The organism is Vagococcus sp. AM17-17 (assembly GCF_003471765.1).
Classification (GTDB): domain Bacteria; phylum Bacillota; class Bacilli; order Lactobacillales; family Vagococcaceae; genus Vagococcus; species Vagococcus teuberi.
On record NZ_QRJY01000001.1, the window covers coordinates 540,537 to 560,209 of the forward strand.

Consider the following 19,673-nt stretch of genomic DNA (forward strand, 5'->3'; position numbering starts at 1 on the left):
GCTGATAATAGCTAGTCAAATACTAGCAACTATTATCAGCTTTTATTTATTTTTTATTTTCTTTTTTAAAAACGATGAACCATAAATGAATACCACTAGGATCGTACAATCCAATGATTCGTTTTCCTTTATTATAATAAAAATCACACCCGAGTGATTCTAGATTTTCTTTTAATAAAAGTAAATCATCCATTGTTGGTATATCAAATGTCACATGGTCTACTCCCAAATCCGTCTCATGGATAACTGGAGACACTCCATTTGATTGAGCTTCATTAATTGCTAATTGGTGATGATAGTCATTCACAGAAAGCAAATGAGTTGAGCTAAAATCATCATCTTTAATTTTAAAGCCTAATTTTTCAGCATAGAACTTGTATACTTCTTCTAAATCAGAAACAGACAAGTGGACATGTCCCACTTTGGTTTCTTCTGGAACAGATGTATATTCTCCTTCTACTCGATTTAAACGTTTCTGAATGTTCAATTCTTTGGTTACACCATCTATTTTACCATCTACCATTGGCCATTCATCTCTTGGCTTATCCCAACTGAACTCTAAACGATTATTCTCAGGATCACTGATATAAACAGATTCACAAAATCCATGGTCACTTTCGCCTTCAATTGGATAATTAATTAACATGAGATGTTTGATAAAACGAGCGAGGTCGTCTCTAGTTGGAAAAACAAACGATGTATGGTTTAATCCAGTCTGAGTATTTGAACCTTCAACGCCATCTGGTGTCGAAATCAATCCCAGCAATTTTCTTTTCTGACTACCAATACCTAAAATAGCCATATCATTTTCTTCATTAATCAAATCAAACCCAACAACTTGTTGGTAGAAACTTAACATTCTGTCAAAATCTTTTACTTTGATAGCAACAGAAGTCAATTTGGTGTTTGGATTTAATGAAAAGTTAACCATAATATTCATTTCCCCCTAAATTTTAAAAATCAATGTCTTTTCCCTTAACGTCACTTTACATTGTAACACCTTTTATCCAAGAAATTCCATTATTATATTCGAAAAATTAGATGAATATCATTTTAATTATTAAATACTTACCCCTGTTGAAAATTGACTATTATACAATTCAGCATAGAAACCGGCTTTTTCAAGTAATTGATCATGATTTCCTGTTTCAACGATGTCCCCTTGATCCATCACAATAATGTTATCTGCATCACGAATCGTTGATAATCTATGAGCCACAACAAAACTTGTACGACCTTCTAATAATCTATCCATTGCTTCTTGTATCAATATTTCAGTTCTTGTATCAACACTAGAAGTTGCTTCATCCAAGATTAAAACATCTGGATTAACTAAAAAGGCACGTGCAATTGTGATTAATTGTCTTTGTCCTTGAGAAATATTTGATGCGTCCTCGTTTAACACAGTATCATATCCTTCTGGCAAACGACGAACAAATTCGTCAACACGTGCTGCTTTGGCTGCACGGATAACATCTTCTTCACTAGCATCCATATTCCCATAACGAATATTGTCATAAATTGAGCCAGTAAATAACCATGTATCTTGTAGTACCATTGAAAAATGTGAGCGTAATGTTTCACGTTTAATATTACGAGTATCTTTTCCTTGATACAAAATCGCACCACCTGAGACATCATAAAAGCGTTCCAGTAAATTGATAATCGTTGTTTTACCGGCACCAGTTGGTCCTACAATGGCAACTTTTTGTCCCTTAAATACATCTAAATTAAAGTCTTTCATCAATAATTCACTATCATCATAACCAAATGCCATATGTTGGAATGACACAACCGCGTCTGTTGGTGTAGCAAGTGAATTATCAACTGTTGTATTACTCATTTCCATTTCATCTAATACATCAAAAATACGTTCAGCCGAAGCAATTGTTGATTGAATTGTATTTAACAGATTCGCCATTTGACTTAGAGGTTGAGCAAATTGGTTAGTGTATTGCATAAAAGCTTGTACGTCCCCTAAAGGCATATATCCATTTGCTACTTGAATCCCACCTAATATAGCTATAAAGACATAACTAATATTTTTTACAAAGTTCATCAATGGCATAATAATCGCTGAAATAAATTGCGATTTCCAACCAGATTCATATAAATGTTGATTTTGAATTTCAAATACATCTATATTGTCTTTTTCATGATTAAAACTTTTAACAACAGCATGTCCACTATAGCTTTCTTCAATCTGATTGTTTAATAAACCTAAACTCGCTTGTTGTTTTCCAAAATAACGTTGAGATTTTGGTGCAATAATCATTGTGATAATTAAACTTAGTGGCACTGTCAACGCTGCAACAATTGTTAATTTCCAGCTGATTGTTAACATCATCCAAAGTACCCCGAAAAACATTAAAATACTTGTTACAAACTGGGTTAACGTTTGTTGAAGGGTTGTGGCAATATTATCCATGTCGTTAATCGCACGAGACATAATATCACCGTTTGAATGTGTGTCATAGTAAGAAACAGGAACACGACCCATTTTTTCTTTAAATTCTTTTCTTAATTGATACACTGTTCGTTGAGAAATACGTGTCATAATAAATTGCTGCATAAAACTGAAAATAGCTGATGCAACGTACATTGCTAATACAATCATTAATATGCTACCAATTTTATCAAAGTTTATATCTATTTTACTTACTTTAGCACCATTCATCATGGCTTCTTTTGCTTTCATCAGTCCAGAAAAAATTTCAGTTGTTGCTTCCCCTAATATTTTAGGAGTTCGAATTTGAAATATAGTAGAGGCTGTTGCTAAAACAAACACTAAAGCAATTAAATACCAACGCTTCATCATATATGACATCAAACGTTTGGTTGTTTTCCAAAAATTCTTTGGCTTTGCTTTTTTTCCTTTTACTCCACCAGGTCCATGTTGTCTCATGCTATTTCCTCCTTACTCAACTGTGATGAAATAATTTCTTGATAGGTATCATTTGTTGCTTTTAGCGTTTGGTGGTCGCCACGACCTACCATGACACCATCATCTAATACAAGAATCGTATCAGCATCCACCACGGTACTAATTCTTTGCGCTACTATGACGACTACTGCTTCAGTAATCGACTCTTTCAATGCTTTTCTAAGAGCAGCATCTGTTTTAAAATCAAGTGCTGAGAAGGAGTCATCAAACACGTAGAGTGATGCGTCTTTTATAAGTGCTCTAGCTATACATAGACGTTGACGCTGTCCACCTGAGAAGTTTGTTCCACCTTGTTCAACTTTACTATCCAAACCATCTGGTAATTCAGAAACAAATGATTTTGCTTGTGCTGTTTCTAAAGCTTGCCAAATCTCGTCGTCTGTTGCATTCTCTTTCCCATATTGCATATTTGATCGGATTGTTCCGGTAAATAGCACTGCTTTTTGTGGTACAAAACTGACTTTTTCTCTTAGTTCATGTTGCAAGACATCTTTTACATTGCATTCATCAACTAATATCTCACCTTCTGTTGTATCAAAGAAACGTGGAATTAAATTGACCAACGTCGATTTACCTGAACCAGTCCCCCCAATAATCGCAACCGTGTCACCTTTTTTTGCGGTAAAATCAACATCAGATAAAGCAGGTTTTTCAGCACCACTATAGCTATAACTAACTTCATTAAATGTTAATGAACTATCTGAATTAAATGCTTTTGGTGAATCTGGATTTTTAATATCGTCTTTCATGTCAAGTACTTCGTTAATACGAACAGCTGATGCTTGAGCACGGGGTACAAACACAAAAATCATCGCCATCATCACAAAACTCATTAAAATTTGCATAGCATACGTCATAAACGCCATCATATTTCCTACTTCAAGCGTTCCTTCCGCGATATTATGACCTCCAAACCAAATAATAGATACATTTGTCACACTAATAATGAACGTAATCACAGGTAATAAGAATGACATCAGTGTATTTACCTTTATGGCAGTATTCGTGTAGTCTTTATTGGCATCATCAAAACGATACTCTTCAAATTTTGTTTGATTAAATGCACGGATAACCCGTACACCTGTTAGTCCTTCACGAAATACTAAGTTCAGTCTATCTGTTTTTTCTTGTAAACTTTTAAATAATGGAATCGCAAAATACATTGTGACACCTACAACTAATATAATCATTGGAATGACATATAAAAATATTTTTGTCAGTTCTCTGTCACGATAAAAAGCCAAAACACTTGCACCTATTAATGTGATTGGTGCATTAATCATGATTCTTAAGAACATCTGACTAACCATTTGAATTTGATTAACATCATTGGTTGTTCTGGTAATTAAAGACGCTGTTCCAATCTTGTCAAATTCACGTTGAGATGAATATTCTACTTTTTCATAAATCTCAGAACGCAATTTTTTACCTAGTTTTTGCGCTTGTCTTGTGGCAATAAATGTATTAGCAATAGATGCTAATATTCCGACAAATGAAATACCTATCATCACAAAGCCAACGCGCCAAATGTATGAGATATCTCCCTTAGTAACGCCTTTGTCAATAATATTTGACGTGAGTGTTGGTAAATACAAATCGCTCGTAATTTGAATTACGATGAATAAAATAGCCCCTAAAACTGCTGGTAGAGACATTCGTTTTATGATTCTTAACATGTTTCTATCCTCCTATTTATCTTCAATTACCCCGTAGGCAATCCAATCTAGCTTCATATTAAACTCCGCCTTCGCTTTTTCAATGTTTATTTTTTTTCCCATTTGTTCTGAACGATAAATTTCATTAATTGATGCGTGCATCGTATAAAACAATAATCTTAATAATACTTTTAACTCTGTCACATCAGATATCTTTAGGTATGAATAATCAACATTTTTTACTAATTCTTCATACTGATGATATCGTTGTTTTTTTCGACCCATTATTTGTTTTTGTGTTCTTTTTTCAACACCTAACTCATCAAAAATTTCACTTGAACGTTTGTAATCCATATACATAAAGATGTTTTTTAATAACTTTGCATGCTTACTTTTTAAAACCAAATGAATAAAATAATCAAAAAATTCTTGCATGGTTAAAAATAAATTTCCTTTATTTTCTTTAAATAATGCCATGAATGTTGTTTCAGGTTCTTTTACTAAATTATCGCAAATATAGTAAAACACATCATCTTTATCTTCAAAATACTGATAAAAACTCCCTCTTGGAATACCTGCATACTTCACAATATTGGCAATTGATGCTTGGTGGATTGGAACATCAGAAAATTCTTTTTCACATGCTGCAATAATTTTTTGCTGTTTTTCTTCTTCTAAACGAAAAAATGTGGGACTTGGCATAAATTTACCTCCTAACTGATTTATGACATGGTGTCATTATATATGACGCTGTGTCACAAATCAATTAAAAACACTTCAAAATTCAAAATAGTTTCTTTATCTAAAAATGTCATTTATACTTTGTGTATTGATTTAGTAAAGGAGTTTCACATGACAAAAGAAATATATGATATTACAATTATTGGTGGTGGACCTGCTGGGATTTTCGCTGCTTTTTACGCTGGAATGAGACAAGCTAAAACTAAAATTATTGAATCTCTACCACAACTTGGAGGACAACTTAGTTTACTTTATCCGGAAAAGCTCATTTACGATGTAGCAGGATTTCCAAATATAAAAGCACAACAATTAGTCGATCAATTAGTTGAACAAATTAAACCGTTTGATCAAACCATTTGTTTAGATGAAGAAGTGTTGCAAATTGAAAAAGAAGGTGCCATGTTTAAACTTATTACCAAAAAAGGCACACACTATTCCAAAACAGTAATCATCGCTGCCGGTAATGGCGCGTTTCAACCAAAACGATTAACAACTGAAGGTCATGAGCATTATGAAGGAAAAGGATTACACTATTTTGTGACTGATATGGAACAATTTAGAGGAAAAGATATCATAATTTGTGGTGGTGGTGATTCTGCGGTTGATTGGGCATTGATGCTTGAAGATGTTGCTAAATCTGTCAAACTAGTTCACCGTCGTCCAACGTTCAGAGCGCATGAACATAGTATCAGCTTATTAGAACAATCAAGTGTCGAAATCGAAACGCCTTTTGTTATTCAAGAATTACATGGAGATGGAGAACATTTAACAGGTGTTACCTTATTTAACCCAAAAACAGATGACTCAAAAACAATTGACGTATCTGATTTACTCGTTAATTACGGTTTTTCTTCTTCACTAGGGCCAATAAAGAATTGGCCAATAGAATTAACGCGTCAATCAATTGTAACGGATTCTGCTACTAGAACATCTGTTGACGGTATTTTTGCGATTGGAGATATTTCAACGTATGATGGGAAAGTTGAACTTATCGCAACTGGATTTGGTGAAGCACCGATTGCCGTTAATCACGCAGTAAACCACATAAATCCTAAAGAACGTGTTCAACCGATGCATAGCACTAGTTTATTTGACCAATAGCTCATACTTGTTACAAGTCTGACACTAGGTTATACTAGTTAACAATACTAATTAAGAAGGTGACATAATGACAATAAAAAAAGAAACACTTAAAAAAATGTCTCGACAATTATTATTAGATCGTGGTGTAACAATTAAGGACATAGCAGAACTAGTTTACTTTCTACAAGAAAAATACGTACAAGATTTAACTCTTGATATGTGTTTAGAAAACGTTGAGGCTGTTTTAAATAAAAGAGAAGTTCAAAATGCTATTTTGACAGGGATTCAACTTGATATCGCTGCAGAAAATCATCAAGTGCTAGAACCTTTACAAGAAATTCTTGAAACAGATGAAGGTTTATATGGAATTGATGAAATATTAGCATTATCTATTGTTAATATATATGGTTCCATTGGTTTTACTAACTATGGTTATATAGATAAAGTCAAACCAGGTATTTTAGAAAAATTGAATTCACATGATGGCAATCAAGTTCATACCTTTTTAGATGATATTGTCGGAGCTATTGCAGCCGCTGCAGCAAGTCGTCTAGCTCACTCTGAACCCGACCGACTAAACGAAAACCAGTGATACTTTACGCATCACTGGTTTTTTTTAATTCTTTTTTTCCTTTAATAAGTAATACAATTAAAAATAAAATAAATAAAACAAAAAACAAAGTAAAACAATGGAAAAAATAGTCTTGAGGCAAGACTAAAATAATAGGATCTGTCTCAGGATAAAACATCCACGCATCGTTATTAAAAAAAACCTCGTGGAACAACACAAAAAATTGGTCAAACGCCACAATCATAAAAAAAGACAGTGTTGCTAGTCCCATCAAAATAACTTGTATCATATGTGACAATGTCCACACCATTTTTGTTTTAAATAAACGATATAGATACATCACACTTGGAATTAACGTGATAAAAAACACGGCATAATTTAACTGAAATAATTGCTTCACTTCAACAAAATGAAATGCGCCTTCAGCTGATGTTGGGAAATCTTTCATCGAAAGAGTTTTTATCCAGAAAAAATTCAAGTATCGCATCAAGTCGTCATAATTAGACATAATAGTTTGTTTGGTGTAATCCGTGTATTCTGTAATGCCTAAATAATTGATATCAAATTGATACAACCATCTTGCATTAATCGTTAACGTAATGGCTAGACTCAATAAAAATAAAATTAATACAATTCTTTTTAAATACTCTTTTGCTTTTACCACGAGTTATACCTGCCACTCATCTAAAGAGTTAATCACCTGTGTCGGAGAAATAGGTAACGTTGGGACATCCTCTTTTTTAGTAAATCCAGTTAAAACTAACAACGTATCAATATCATTATCAATACCTGCTCGAATATCTGTCTCATAATTATCGCCAACCATCATGACATCATTTTTACTAAGTTTCAATCTATCCAACGCTTTTTCCATCATAACAGCTTCTGGTTTTCCAATATAAGCAGCACTTGTTTGGGTAGACGTCTCAATAGACGCAATTAAACTTCCAGCCCCAGGCATTAATCCTCTATCTGTCGGGATATTTTTGTCTGGGTTTGTACCAATAAAATGCGCCCCTTTTTGAATCGCTAAAGTCGCAACCGCTAATTTTTCATATGTTAAATCTGTATCTAGAGCCACTACAACATAGTCAGGATTCTCTTCATCTAGAATAAAACCTGATGAAAAAATCGCTTCTTTAAGTCCTTCTTCACCAATAACATAAACTCTATTTCCAAGACCTTTGTCTTTCATGTAGTCAACTGTTGCTAAACTGGCTGTATAAATCGTCTCGTCAGATACATCAATATCAAATGAATCATGTAATCTATTTTTTACTGCTTCAGGTGTTTTAGTCGTATTATTGGTTACGAATAAAAAAGGAATATTCTTTTCTTTTAATCGATCAACGAATCGTTTCCCTGCATCGATTGGTTGGTTTCCTAAATAAATAGTGCCATCTAAATCTATCAAATACCCTTTATAAGTCATTTTTTTCTCCTAACCTTCTTTTTTCTTTATCTTAAAGTGACGCTCTTTTATTACATTGGTATTATTTTGTGTTGATTTATTAGTTTCCTTGTTAGTTGATTGATTATTCTTTTGTTGTTGCTTATTATTCCCCTTATACTTAGGCTTTTTATTATTTCTACTGTCATATTTTTTCTCATTAATATGAGCTTGGTTTTTATTTTTTGATGACTTAAATGTTGATGAACGACCTTTTCGTTTAAACTCACCAATTTGTTCAATCACAAAATAAGCACATCCAAAATTACAAAACTCATATAAATAATCATTTAACGTGTTGATTTTTGCATCAAGCGGGGCACTCTTAAAGTCATCTTTAAAAAAACCACGTAAACGCAACTGATCATATCCCCAATCACCAACGATATAGTCATATTTTGCCAACACATCGTTATATCGTTTAATTAAAGCTTCATAATCAAACCCATCACGATAATCTTTTACTAATCGATAAGTCCCATTTGCTAGTGGAAAAGACTCCGGATTATAATTTGCTAACATTTCCAAGAGAACGTCATCAACTTCCTCTGGTTGAGTGTCGATATTTTCTAGTTCTTCTATTACTTGTTTATTCTTTCTCGACATACTGTTTACCTCTATCTTTTAATGTTTAATTTACTTAAATAAGTCGCCAGATGATTTCTCAAAAAACTTGGGCCAAGTATTTCAATTTTGCCTGCAATCTCAATTGTCGGGAAAAACGGTACAAATGCTATATGGTCGACCGTTACAAAACTATATTCTGCTTCATCTTCAATTGGTTCATTTAACCAAAAACCTTCGTTTGTTGTTTCATCATAATTAAAGCCATCATACCATACTTCACCAAAGTATTTCCCTCTAAATTTCATCCCAATAATTGGAAATCTTCTTAAAAAGTCTCGATTTTTGACTACTTCTTTGGCTAGTCGAATCATCTCTTTACCCTTTAAGGTGACCTTAATCAAATTCATCGGGTGTGGCAAGCTTGTATGGAGCTGTTTCTCGTTCACTAATCCAGGGCCAATATCCGTTAAAAATAATCCTGAATTTACCATTGCCACATCACATCCACTGGCTTCTTTCATTGCTTCTAATGTGGCAATTATTAGAGTCGTTTCCTTGTCTAATGCATCTCCTAAATTAGCCACCGACTTTTCTTCTAATAAAAAATTCCCATAACGATAAAATTCTTCACTTTCTTGTTTATCATGACTATCAGCCCATAAACTATCTGAACTAGTAGTTCTAGCAGATTTTTTTGTGATGATTCTATCTGTTAATTCTAACGTGACATCTCCTACATGTTCACCAAAACGTCCCGCCGCACATAAAAGGACACCATTTTCCATTAGCCCTTCAGGTAATAAATGATGCGTATGAGAGCCTAAGATAACATCAATTTCAGGATAACGTTGGGCCATTTTTTTGTCATCTATAATGCCTAAATGGGATAACAATACAATCACATCAACTTTTTCTCTTAACTCTTCAACCATTTCTTGAGCTGAAATGTATGGGTCAATCACTTGCCAACCAAATGGATAATAACTTAATTCCATTGGCGCTGTTAAGCCAAACACACCAATTTTTGTATTCTCTTTAGTCTTCGTAATAATATAAGGCTTTGACCAATCTGGATAATCATGGGTATCTAAATCCTTTAGATTACTTAACACAACTGGAAAGTTGGCCTCTTTGTATAAGTCATTTAAAACTTGTTTACTATTCGTAATTCCTTCATTATTTCCAATCGTCACCGCATCATAATGAACTTGATTCATCAACTCGACATTGGCTAATCCATCTGTTGCTTCAGTTAAAGGGTGGACACGGTCTAAAAAGTCGCCAACATCAAAAGTAAAAACCGTTTCTTTTTCTTCTGTGTAAAGTCGTTTTGTGTCGTTTAGCCATCGTCTTATTTTAGGCCATCTTTCTATGTGTGAATGCATATCGTTTGTATGCAATAAGTGAATGATTTCTTTCATGATTAACGTCCCTTCTCATACCTTTTATACTATCATATCTCACTAAAATTGGGTATTATGATAAACAAAGGAGTGAGATAAAATGGCATATAAAGTTGGTCATTTTTTATTAGATATTAAAGCCAGTCAGTATGGTGTTACTAACATCTGTTTTTTAGAACATACGTCAGAAAAAATTTACGATTATTCAGACAATCCAATTACTCAACAATGCATACAAGAAATCACACAATTCCTCTCAAAACAAATCACACAATTTAGTGTTCCGATTGACTTACAAAAAGGGACTCCTTTCCAAAAAGATGTGTGGCTTGCTCTACGTGATATTCCATATGGTGTAACCTATTCATATAAAAATATTGCTGAAAAAACAAATCATCCTCGTGCTTATCAAGCTATCGGCCAAGCATGTAAAAAAAATCCCATTCCCATTATTATTCCATGCCATCGTGTGATTAGTCAGTCAGGAAAACTAATAGGTTACTTTGGTTCATCTGAATTTGGTTTATCCATTAAACAATCTCTTTTAGCATTAGAAAAAGGAAATCAAAATTGATTTCCTTTTATATAGTGTATAGTTTTTTCATGTCTTCTGAAAATGTTTCAGGTAAGTTTAAAACAGTCGTAAAATAATTTTCAACACTGTTATAGTGTGTTTCAATCAATTCAAACGCATAATCTAAGTAAGCTTTATCAACATTCAACATGATAAGCATATTTGACATTTGTTTTTCGCTTGCTCCTTTTTCTTTCATTTCTGCTAAAATAGCTTGATTAGCTGGTTTACGCGATTCATTCGTTTTTAAATAATCTTCTTCAATCGCTTTTCTAGAGACGTTTAAACTATGTAAAATCAACGCTGCACCAAATCCTGTTCGATCTTTCCCAGCAAAACAGTGGAAAAGAGTTGTTTCATTTGGCTGATTAATGAAATCACTTAAAAATTTTGAATACCCTTTTTGTGCATTTTCTGATAAAACTAATTCTTCATAAATTGTCATCATGGCTTTTTTAGGATCGTATTTAGGGCTCAATAATTCTTCCAAACTGGCACCTTGATTGGCTGACTCACCCAAAATATCAATGTGTTCGTATATCACTCCAACTAATGTATCATCTGGACTTTGACTAGCCTCAGTATCTCCTCTAAAATCAATAATTTTTTTTAAACCATAAATTTTAGTTAATGTTTCTTTATCTTTTTCTGAAATGTTAACAACTTCACCACTTCTTAAAAATTGGTGTGGCACCACTTTTTTATTATCTAAGGTTACAATATTTCCTAAATCTCGAAAATTTACTAATGTATCCATGCCTATTTCCTCCTAAAAAGTCATTTTATATACTACGCTATACAGTTTACCAAACTTACGTTTTATTTAATAAGATTAAATTTGAATTTTTTCCAAAAAAATATAAAAAAGCGATGAAGTTACTCACCGCCTGCGGAAATCATTTGATCTGCGACATATTCTACTTTGATACTTTTCGCAATCTCTTTTAGGTTTAAAATATCTTTATTGGTTAGTTTCTCTTTACCAAACATTGTTACTGAAAAAATGACATCACCTGTTCTAGCTTTATACATCAATACTTTTTTATCTTTAGATGGTTGAAGTGCTTCTTCCATCACACCTAGATACTGAACTGGTTCTGCCTCATCCCATTGCACGCCATCTAATACATACCCCTCAATATCACCATACATCTTTTGTGTATTATCAAAAGCATCTATTTGGATATATGTTTTTTGATTATTTTCTTGTTGAAACGTTCCCCAGAGAGTTTCTTGCGTAAACTTTCCTTCAGACAATATGTCATATTTTTCATTATTAAAACTAATTTTTGAGTGACCTACCAACATGTTATTAACAACCGTACTACGCTTCCTTTTTTTATCTTTTACAACCATTCCAGTTGTACTTTCTGTTGTTTCTTGTGTTTGTGTTTTCTTTTCGCCACAACCACTTAAGCCAACCAAAAGAAAAAGTAATATTAAATAGTTTGCATACTTCATTGGATCTCCTATCAAATCTATTTTTCTTTACTATAACAAATTTTGACTAAAAGATAAATAACTACCACTCTTTGGGGCTCCAAAGTAAGCCATCAATCTCTCCTTCAGCTTGTTCAATTCGTTTGTATTGCTCTTTTAAAATAAACGCTAATTCACTTAAAAATGCTTGAACTTCATATGACTGTTCTTCTTGTTGTAATAAAGACAATTCGGATAATATCCACTCTTTTTCTTCCAATTAGTCCACCCTCATTTCTTCAAGTGTTGCTAGTAAACTATCAAGCTCCATACGGTTATTCTCCAATGTATCTTGGATAAATGACAGTCGATTGTCTGAGTCATTGATTAATCCTTTATCAGATAATTCTTTCAAACGATTAATCACCCATTTCTCACTTGTCACAAAACGATGATCATTTTCTTTTGTTAAATACTGTTGGTAGCTAATGAGTAATTGATGCTTTTCTTTTTCTTTTAGATATGGGAATAATGAAATAGGAAATGGTGGTAAATAAGTCATAAGACATTTATAAGCCAATGCTTGAAACGGCCTTAACAGTTCTGAAATAGTAAAATGTTCTGTGCCACCTGCTTGAAATGCTGATAGTTTTTGTCCCATACTCATCACAATACCTAGTTCTTTTCCTTTCAATCCAGATTGGTACAATGATTTGGTCAATACTTTTTCTAACCAATTATATAGCATATCAGGAGCTGCATACCAATACATTGGAAATTGAAAAATAATTCGCTGATGCGATGCTAGTAATTCTTGTGTTTTTTTCAAATCAAAAGAAGATAGCTCTTCTTGAATATCGTAAATCGTGACATCTGTCAGAGAGGCGCAACTCTCTTTTAAAAATGATTGCACACCAGATTCATGTGAATTTGGATGCGCAATAACAACTAATGTTTTCATACCAATTCTCCTAATTTCAACTTTTCAATAAAAAGACCATCTGTTTTTCAGATGGCCACTTGGTTATGTATTTGATGCATCAAAAATTGCATGCAACGTTTGTCTTAAATGGAAATCAAATTCCATGTCACTTTCTTGATAACTTAATCCTTCTGTTAATGCTCGCGAAAAACTTGCTATCATATCATGGTTTTCACTTAATTTCTTATCTGCTTCAGTTTGTCTTAAACCACTTGAAGAGGCCAACATTCTTACGACTTGTGGAAAATCAAGTAAATCATGATAAAAGTCTGATTCTGATGGTAACGTTAATTTTAGCATAATTTTCATATCAGAATCTAAATCATTTAATTCTTTTATTAAAGCTTCTTTTAAATATATTTCAGCTTGTTTTTTGTCAATAATATGCAAATCAATATCAGGTTCTAACATTGGTAAATAACCTAGTGAATACACCTTTTTTGCTAAATCAAATTGTTGTTTCACTAGTTGTTTAATGCCTTCTTCATTTGCCGCACAAACTAATGAGCGAAACTTAAATCCGATAAATGGAAAATCTTTTGCTTTTTCCACTAATGTATCAAATTCTGTTAACTCTGCCATTTGCTGCACACCATCAACTAAAGGAGCTAATCCTTGATCGATTTTTAAAAAAGGTAACATTCCTTTTTTATTCCAAAGATAGTCAGGCATAGGCTCTGAAAAGATGGTTCTCTCTAACGCATCTTTGTATAAAATAACGCCTAATACATATTTTGATGAAAACTCATCACTAATAATCATACGCGTACGCATATCATGAATGATGTTATGCATCTCTTCAGATGTTTGATATGTTTCATCTGGCACACCATACTGTCTTAAGGCACCTGGCGTACTTAAATCACCCTGATCCATCGCTGCAATAAATCCAGGATGTGTTTTTACCATAGTCAATGTTTTTTCATCTAGCATGTCACATTCTCCTTTATTTTTAATATGCTCATTATAATACATAACACATCAAAATTTAAATTAAAATTTGAAAATTTTCAAAAATAATTTCATTAAAAAAATACCAGATTGTCTAACCAATTAACACTGTTTCTTTTGGATAATTAAACTTATTACCCATATCATTCAATTCTTTTCTCAACAAAGCATACATGACTGTATATAAACCAACACGACCAATAAACATTAAACACATAATAAGCAATTTTCCAAATATAGTCAAATGAGGGGTTAAGCCCATTGTTAATCCAACTGTTGCAAATGCGGACACGACTTCAAATAACACGTATTCAATACCTGAATGTGGTGGACTATACTCAGTCATTGATAAAATCAGCGCACTTAACAAACACAATAAACTCGCAAAAAAGAATAGCACAAAAGATTTCATCACAATATTACGAGGAATTGAACGCCCTTGCCACTCCGCTTCATCTCGACCTCTTAATGTACTAAATAACTGAATTAATAATACGCCTAACGTTGTCGTTTTAATACCACCAGCTGTAGAGCCAGATGTTCCACCAATAAACATTAAAACGATGGTTAATATTAGTCCAGCATAACTCATTGAACCATAATCAATGGAAGCAAATCCTGCCGTACGTGGTGTGACGCTTAAGAAAAATGTATTTGTAACTTGTTTAAAGAAAGACATGTCATAAAATTTATCCGTAAAAGCAAATAAAACAGTGCCTCCAATTAACAAACTAAGTGTCACAGTTAAAGCTATCTTCGTATGGAGTGATAATCGTTTATGCTCTTTTAAATGAATCAAATCATACCATACTATAAAACCAAATCCCCCAGCGATGATTAAGCCAGAAATCACAAGTAACATGTATGGTTTTTGTTGATAACTAAGCAGACTATCACCAAATAAATCAAAACCGGCATTACAAAAAGCTGAAATTGAATGGAATACACTATAAAATAGTCCTTTCCCTAATCCATATTGGGGAATTAATTGAAAACTCAAAAGCAACGCACCTAGAGCTTGCACACTCACCGAAAATCGTACCACAAATTTAAGAAGTTTTACGACTCCACCTTGATTATTCATGTTAAGCATCTCTTTAATGACAAGACGTGACTGAAGTGACACTCTTTTTCGAAACATCATTGCCACAATTAAGGCTATGGACATAAAACCAAGTCCACCAATTTCAATTAAAGTCATCATAATCACATGACCAAATGGACTTAAAACGTGTGAAATATTTATAGGCGTTAGCCCTGTGACACATACTGATGAAGTGGCAACAAATAAAGCATCAATATAGCTCAACTGTTTACCCGCTTGATGACTAATCGGTAAAAATAATAAAAATGATCCAATAAAAATAATGATTAAAAACATCAAGGTAATAAATTGAACCGTATTAAACCGCTTCAATCCTCTTTTTTGATCTTCCATCTCTTTTTCTCCTCTAACTATCTATTCAATATTGCCCTATTGTACCCTTTGCCATATACTTTCTCAACAAAAAAAGTTACAGAATCATCTGTAACTTTTTATAATTTAAGCTTTTACATCATATACATTAAAGTATAAATCACGCATGTAATCAATTAAATATTGAGGATTTAATTCTTCACCTGTTGCACCAACGATTAATTCGTTTGGTTTTTTAGAACTACCATATTGATGGATACGTTCAGTTAACCACTCTCTAATTGATGAATAATCATCACTTGCTAAAACTTCTTCCACATTAAAATCTTGGTTCATTGCATGATACAATTGAGCTGCATACATGTAACCTAGAGCATATGATGGGAAGTAACCAAAACTACCACCTGACCAATGAACATCTTGTAACACACCTTCTGTATCATTTTCAGGACGAATACCTAAATACTCTTCGTATTTATCATTCCAAACTTTTGGCAAATCTTTCACTTCTAAGTCGCCATTGAAAAGCATTTTTTCAATTTCATAGCGAATAATAATATGAAGTGGGTAAGTGAGTGAATCTGACTCAATTCTCACTAAACTTGGTTGCGTTAATTTCAATCCTTTGTAAAAATCTTCTGTTGAAATATCAGCAAATGTGTCACCTGTTAATTGTTTTAATAACTCAAATTGTTTGTACCAAAATGCTTGGCTTCCCCCAACGATGATCTCATTAAACAATGATTGTGACTCATGAATTCCCATCGAGGTTCCACCTGCAAGTGGTGTGTAGTCAAATTTGGCATCAACATTTTGTTCATACATCCCATGACCTGCTTCATGTATCACACCTAAAGTTGCCATAATAAAGTCATTGTCATCCCAACGTGTTGTAATACGTGCATCATTACGGTTCAGGTTTAACATAAAGGGGTGAACAGTATCATCTAAACGACCTCTAGAAAAATCATAGCCTAATTGTTCCACAACTTGTGTCACAAACTCTTTTTGAATTTCTTTTGGTACGGTACGGTTAATAAAATCCGTATTAGGTGCTGTCCCTTTTTCTTCTAATTCTTTGCGAATAGACATGATACCTTCTTTTACTTGATCAAAAACATTATCTAACACTTCAACTGTAATACCAGGTTCGTATTGATTTAGTAAAACATCGTAGTCTGTGGCTTCATTTTTACGCCACAATGGAATGAATTCTTTCGTCATGGCTACAATGTCGGTTAAAATTGGCTCGAAAATTGAAAAATCTTGTTTCTCACGAGCTGTTACCCATACACTATGAGCATTGGATAATAAGCGAGAAAACTCTTGAAAGCGATCAGCTGGAATATTGTTGTTTAAATCATAGTTTTCTTTAGTTTTCTTAAATACTTGTTTCCCAAAGTCAGATAATTCTTCTGGATGATCTGAAAAATATTCCATATATTTTCTCATTGTTTCATTTGTCGATTTATCAAAGGCTATACCAGCTAAATAACTAGACATTTCAGCTCTATATTCAGCACCCTTTTCTGGCATACCAGTTTGACTATCCCATTCAGCTAGGCCGACTGCTTCATTTAATAGTGCAATTTCTTTCAAATAAGCTAAAAATTCTTGTTCTTGACTCATATTAGTTTGCTCCTTCAGTTTTTGGCTTTCTTGGTGGACGAGTTCCCCAATACTGGAATAAATCTGTTCTAAGTGCCCCGTTATACAATTTACGTTTCTTCGTCGCTTTTGCTCCGTAAAAACTTTCAAATTGTAAATCACTTGTTAAGATATATTTACTCCAAGTCTTAAGTGGACGATAAACATCCCCCATTTGTTTATATAATTCTCTTACAGCACCTTCTTCACCTAAACGTTCACCATATGGTGGATTAGCGACAATCACACCGTACTCTTTATCCGTCGTAAAGTCACTTAATTGCATTTGTTTAAATGTAATATCTTCTCCTAAACCAATTTCTTCTGCATTTTTCTTTGCAATTTCAATCATCTTAGGGTCAATATCTGTTCCCAAAATATCTAACTCTGTTTCATAATCAACTTGAGCGTCAGCTTCAGCTCGTAATGTTTCCATCACTGAATCATTAACCCAAGGCCATGATTCAAATAAAAACTCACGATTAAATCCTGGTGCCATGTTTCGACCAATCAACGCAGCTTCAATACAAAAGGTTCCAGACCCACAAACTGGATCATAGAAAGGTCTATCTTTACGCCACGTTGTTAAAGAAATAATAGCTGCTGCCATATTTTCTTTTAAAGGTGCGCCACCTTTTTCCAAACGGTACCCTCTCTTAAATAAACTTGGTCCTGTTGTATCAATTGTTAACGTTACTTTATCTTTTAACAATGCCACTTCAATTGGAAATTGTGCGCCTGTTTCTGGTAAGCGACCATATCTTGAATAGTATTCACTCAAACGATTAACAATTGCTTTTTTTGTCAAAGCTTGGCAATCAGACACACTAAATAACGTTGATTTAATTGATTTTCCTGATACTGGAAAGTTAGCATCCATTGGTAAAAAATCTTCCCAAGGCAATGCTTTAACTTTATCAAATAACGATTCAAACGTTTTTGCTTCAAATTCACCAACAACTATTTTGATTCTATCTGCTGTTCTAAGCCATAAGTTAGCTCGTCCAATGGTTTCAATATCTCCATAAAAAATAGCTTTACCATTTTCTACTTCACATTCAATTCCCATATCTCTTAGTTCTCGTCCAACAAGTGCTTCAATACCACTAGCTGCTGTTGCTATTAATTTATATTCTGTCATGTTTGTAACCCCAATTAACTTTATTTTAGAAAAAAAGCCTTCCATCAAACTGGAAGGCAACCTGATGTTGTAATCTTCTATAAGCCATGTTCTGTATTGATTACTGCCAGGTAACACTAATCAACGATAATCATCTGTCTACAGAAATTTTTCTGTCCCATCCCTAAGTTCATTTCCTTGGGACAGGTGCCCCTACCATTGTTTGGGTTGCTCGCTCGAGGGGTTTACCCGTTCCACTGATTTTATTTCTAAAATCACTTCGTCACTGTGGCACTTTCAAGGATACTCTAACATAGCAAAAGCCTTAGCTATTTTTCCTGCCGTTACCTCTAAAAAAGAAGTACCTTAATTTATGGTTTCATTAAGCACGAACACTACAAACATCTCAGTTTGTGCGAGCATGGACTTTCCTCACCTTACTTAACGTAAACTGCGATTATCCGAAAATTACAAATTAAATATTTAATTAAAAACGACGAGTCGCTCCCAAATCATCATTATTTAATACTTTTTCAGCTGCTGAAGACAATGATGCACGAGCTTTTTCACTTACATCAATTTTTACAGAACCCGATGATTCCTCTAATTTTTTACCAAAGACTTCTTTTTCTAAGTTTGATAAACGTTTTAATATATCAAAGTTAGTCACAGAAGTTGGATTAGGTACTTCTTGTTTCATACGAGAAAGAGTCGCTTGACTTTGAGTTAATTGATCCACTTTATTAACTAATCGATGATTTTCTTCTCTTAAAGCTAATAATTCTTGATTATATGTTTCATAATCTTTAATAATGGTATCTAAAAACTCATCTACTTCCACTGGATCATAGCCACGTACTTTTGATTTAAATTCTTTTTGTAAAATATCTCTTGCTGATAAATTTAATTTAGTCAATTATTACACCTCATTATAAATTTCATTATTTTTAAACATGTTATCTTTTAAGTACTATATGTAACATCAATCTGATAAACTTCTTAGAAAATACGCTACACTGCATATTATACTATAATCAGTTTTCTACTATAACACAACACTTTTAATGAAAAAATTAAAATTTTTAGTAATTTCCTATACATTAGCTTAAGTTTATTCTTTTTTTCTTTTCATTGTATTTCAAGGTTTGA

20 protein-coding genes and 1 other RNA gene are annotated in these 19,673 nt (G+C 33.2%); 3 read left to right on the plus strand and 18 right to left on the minus strand.

All coding sequences use genetic code 11. The features are described from left to right. Positions 1–46: 46 nt before the first annotated feature. The 4 genes from DW196_RS02595 to DW196_RS02610 all read right to left on the minus strand — a co-directional run bounded on the left by DW196_RS02595 (position 47) and on the right by DW196_RS02610 (position 5,301). Positions 47–931, minus strand: coding sequence for a VOC family protein (locus tag DW196_RS02595; RefSeq protein ID WP_071457193.1), 885 nt, complete (start codon positions 929–931; stop codon positions 47–49). A gap of 129 nt (positions 932–1,060) precedes the next feature. Continuing rightward, positions 1,061–2,905, minus strand: a complete 1,845-nt coding sequence (locus tag DW196_RS02600) for an ABC transporter ATP-binding protein (RefSeq protein WP_118249879.1) — start codon at positions 2,903–2,905, stop codon at positions 1,061–1,063. Then, positions 2,902–4,620, minus strand: coding sequence for an ABC transporter ATP-binding protein (locus tag DW196_RS02605; RefSeq protein WP_118249881.1), 1,719 nt, complete (start codon positions 4,618–4,620; stop codon positions 2,902–2,904). The genes DW196_RS02600 and DW196_RS02605 overlap by 4 nt, the downstream gene beginning before the upstream one ends. A gap of 12 nt (positions 4,621–4,632) precedes the next feature. Beyond that, positions 4,633–5,301: a TetR/AcrR family transcriptional regulator gene (locus tag DW196_RS02610; protein ID WP_118249883.1), complete on the minus strand. Its 669-nt coding sequence runs from the start codon at positions 5,299–5,301 to the stop codon at positions 4,633–4,635. 150 nt (positions 5,302–5,451) lie between these two features. Here DW196_RS02610 and DW196_RS02615 point away from each other — a divergent pair, with 150 nt between their 5' ends. Together DW196_RS02615 and DW196_RS02620 are read left to right on the plus strand one after the other, a co-directional pair. Continuing rightward, a complete protein-coding gene (locus tag DW196_RS02615; RefSeq protein ID WP_118249885.1) occupies positions 5,452–6,441 on the plus strand; it encodes an NAD(P)/FAD-dependent oxidoreductase in 990 nt (329 codons plus the stop codon). Between the two features lie 67 nt (positions 6,442–6,508). Next, the gene (locus DW196_RS02620; protein ID WP_118249887.1) at positions 6,509–7,015 is read left to right on the plus strand and encodes a phosphatidylglycerophosphatase A; all 507 of its coding nucleotides are present in this window, start codon (positions 6,509–6,511) and stop codon (positions 7,013–7,015) included. 4 nt (positions 7,016–7,019) lie between these two features. Here DW196_RS02620 and DW196_RS02625 read toward each other — a convergent pair whose 3' ends face one another. Genes DW196_RS02625 through DW196_RS02640 form a run of 4 tightly spaced genes read right to left on the minus strand, consistent with a single transcriptional unit; the run spans position 7,020 to position 10,432 of the window. After that, positions 7,020–7,658 carry a TIGR01906 family membrane protein gene (locus tag DW196_RS02625; RefSeq protein ID WP_118249889.1) on the minus strand — a complete coding sequence of 213 codons (639 nt, stop codon included), beginning with the start codon at positions 7,656–7,658 and terminating at the stop codon, positions 7,020–7,022. A gap of 3 nt (positions 7,659–7,661) precedes the next feature. After that, the gene (locus DW196_RS02630) at positions 7,662–8,426 is read right to left on the minus strand and encodes a TIGR01457 family HAD-type hydrolase (RefSeq protein WP_118249891.1); all 765 of its coding nucleotides are present in this window, start codon (positions 8,424–8,426) and stop codon (positions 7,662–7,664) included. Between the two features lie 9 nt (positions 8,427–8,435). Then, positions 8,436–9,050 carry a YutD family protein gene (locus tag DW196_RS02635; protein ID WP_118249893.1) on the minus strand — a complete coding sequence of 205 codons (615 nt, stop codon included), beginning with the start codon at positions 9,048–9,050 and terminating at the stop codon, positions 8,436–8,438. 11 nt (positions 9,051–9,061) lie between these two features. Further along, positions 9,062–10,432, minus strand: coding sequence for a bifunctional UDP-sugar hydrolase/5'-nucleotidase (locus tag DW196_RS02640; RefSeq protein WP_118249895.1), 1,371 nt, complete (start codon positions 10,430–10,432; stop codon positions 9,062–9,064). An 82-nt stretch (positions 10,433–10,514) separates the two neighbouring features. Here DW196_RS02640 and DW196_RS02645 point away from each other — a divergent pair, with 82 nt between their 5' ends. Next, positions 10,515–10,988 carry a methylated-DNA--[protein]-cysteine S-methyltransferase gene (locus DW196_RS02645; RefSeq protein WP_118249897.1) on the plus strand — a complete coding sequence of 158 codons (474 nt, stop codon included), beginning with the start codon at positions 10,515–10,517 and terminating at the stop codon, positions 10,986–10,988. 7 nt (positions 10,989–10,995) lie between these two features. Here DW196_RS02645 and DW196_RS02650 read toward each other — a convergent pair whose 3' ends face one another. The 10 genes from DW196_RS02650 to gpsB all read right to left on the minus strand — a co-directional run bounded on the left by DW196_RS02650 (position 10,996) and on the right by gpsB (position 19,440). Continuing rightward, positions 10,996–11,745, minus strand: coding sequence for a tyrosine-protein phosphatase (locus DW196_RS02650; RefSeq protein ID WP_118249899.1), 750 nt, complete (start codon positions 11,743–11,745; stop codon positions 10,996–10,998). Positions 11,746–11,864: 119 nt separating this feature from the next. Then, positions 11,865–12,449 carry a hypothetical protein gene (locus DW196_RS02655; RefSeq protein WP_118249901.1) on the minus strand — a complete coding sequence of 195 codons (585 nt, stop codon included), beginning with the start codon at positions 12,447–12,449 and terminating at the stop codon, positions 11,865–11,867. Positions 12,450–12,510: 61 nt separating this feature from the next. Beyond that, complete coding sequence (locus DW196_RS11460) at positions 12,511–12,687, minus strand: hypothetical protein (RefSeq protein WP_169817674.1); 177 nt, start codon at positions 12,685–12,687, stop codon at positions 12,511–12,513. Continuing rightward, positions 12,688–13,368, minus strand: a complete 681-nt coding sequence (locus tag DW196_RS02660) for an NAD(P)H-dependent oxidoreductase (protein WP_118249903.1) — start codon at positions 13,366–13,368, stop codon at positions 12,688–12,690. 63 nt (positions 13,369–13,431) lie between these two features. Continuing rightward, positions 13,432–14,322 (minus strand): class I fructose-bisphosphate aldolase, encoded by an 891-nt coding sequence (locus DW196_RS02665; protein WP_158563501.1) that lies wholly within the window; start codon positions 14,320–14,322, stop codon positions 13,432–13,434. 112 nt (positions 14,323–14,434) lie between these two features. Next, entirely contained in the window at positions 14,435–15,778 is a 1,344-nt protein-coding gene (locus DW196_RS02670) for a TrkH family potassium uptake protein (RefSeq protein ID WP_118249907.1), read from the minus strand. 105 nt (positions 15,779–15,883) lie between these two features. Next, a complete protein-coding gene (locus DW196_RS02675; RefSeq protein ID WP_118249909.1) occupies positions 15,884–17,386 on the minus strand; it encodes a carboxypeptidase M32 in 1,503 nt (500 codons plus the stop codon). Position 17,387: 1 nt separating this feature from the next. Continuing rightward, positions 17,388–18,545 (minus strand): class I SAM-dependent RNA methyltransferase, encoded by a 1,158-nt coding sequence (locus DW196_RS02680; RefSeq protein ID WP_118250208.1) that lies wholly within the window; start codon positions 18,543–18,545, stop codon positions 17,388–17,390. A 75-nt stretch (positions 18,546–18,620) separates the two neighbouring features. After that, an RNA gene (gene rnpB / locus DW196_RS02685) (RNase P RNA component class B) lies at positions 18,621–18,993 on the minus strand. Positions 18,994–19,011: 18 nt separating this feature from the next. Then, complete coding sequence (gpsB, locus tag DW196_RS02690; RefSeq protein WP_071457211.1) at positions 19,012–19,440, minus strand: cell division regulator GpsB; 429 nt, start codon at positions 19,438–19,440, stop codon at positions 19,012–19,014. Between the last annotated feature and the right edge of the window lie 233 nt (positions 19,441–19,673).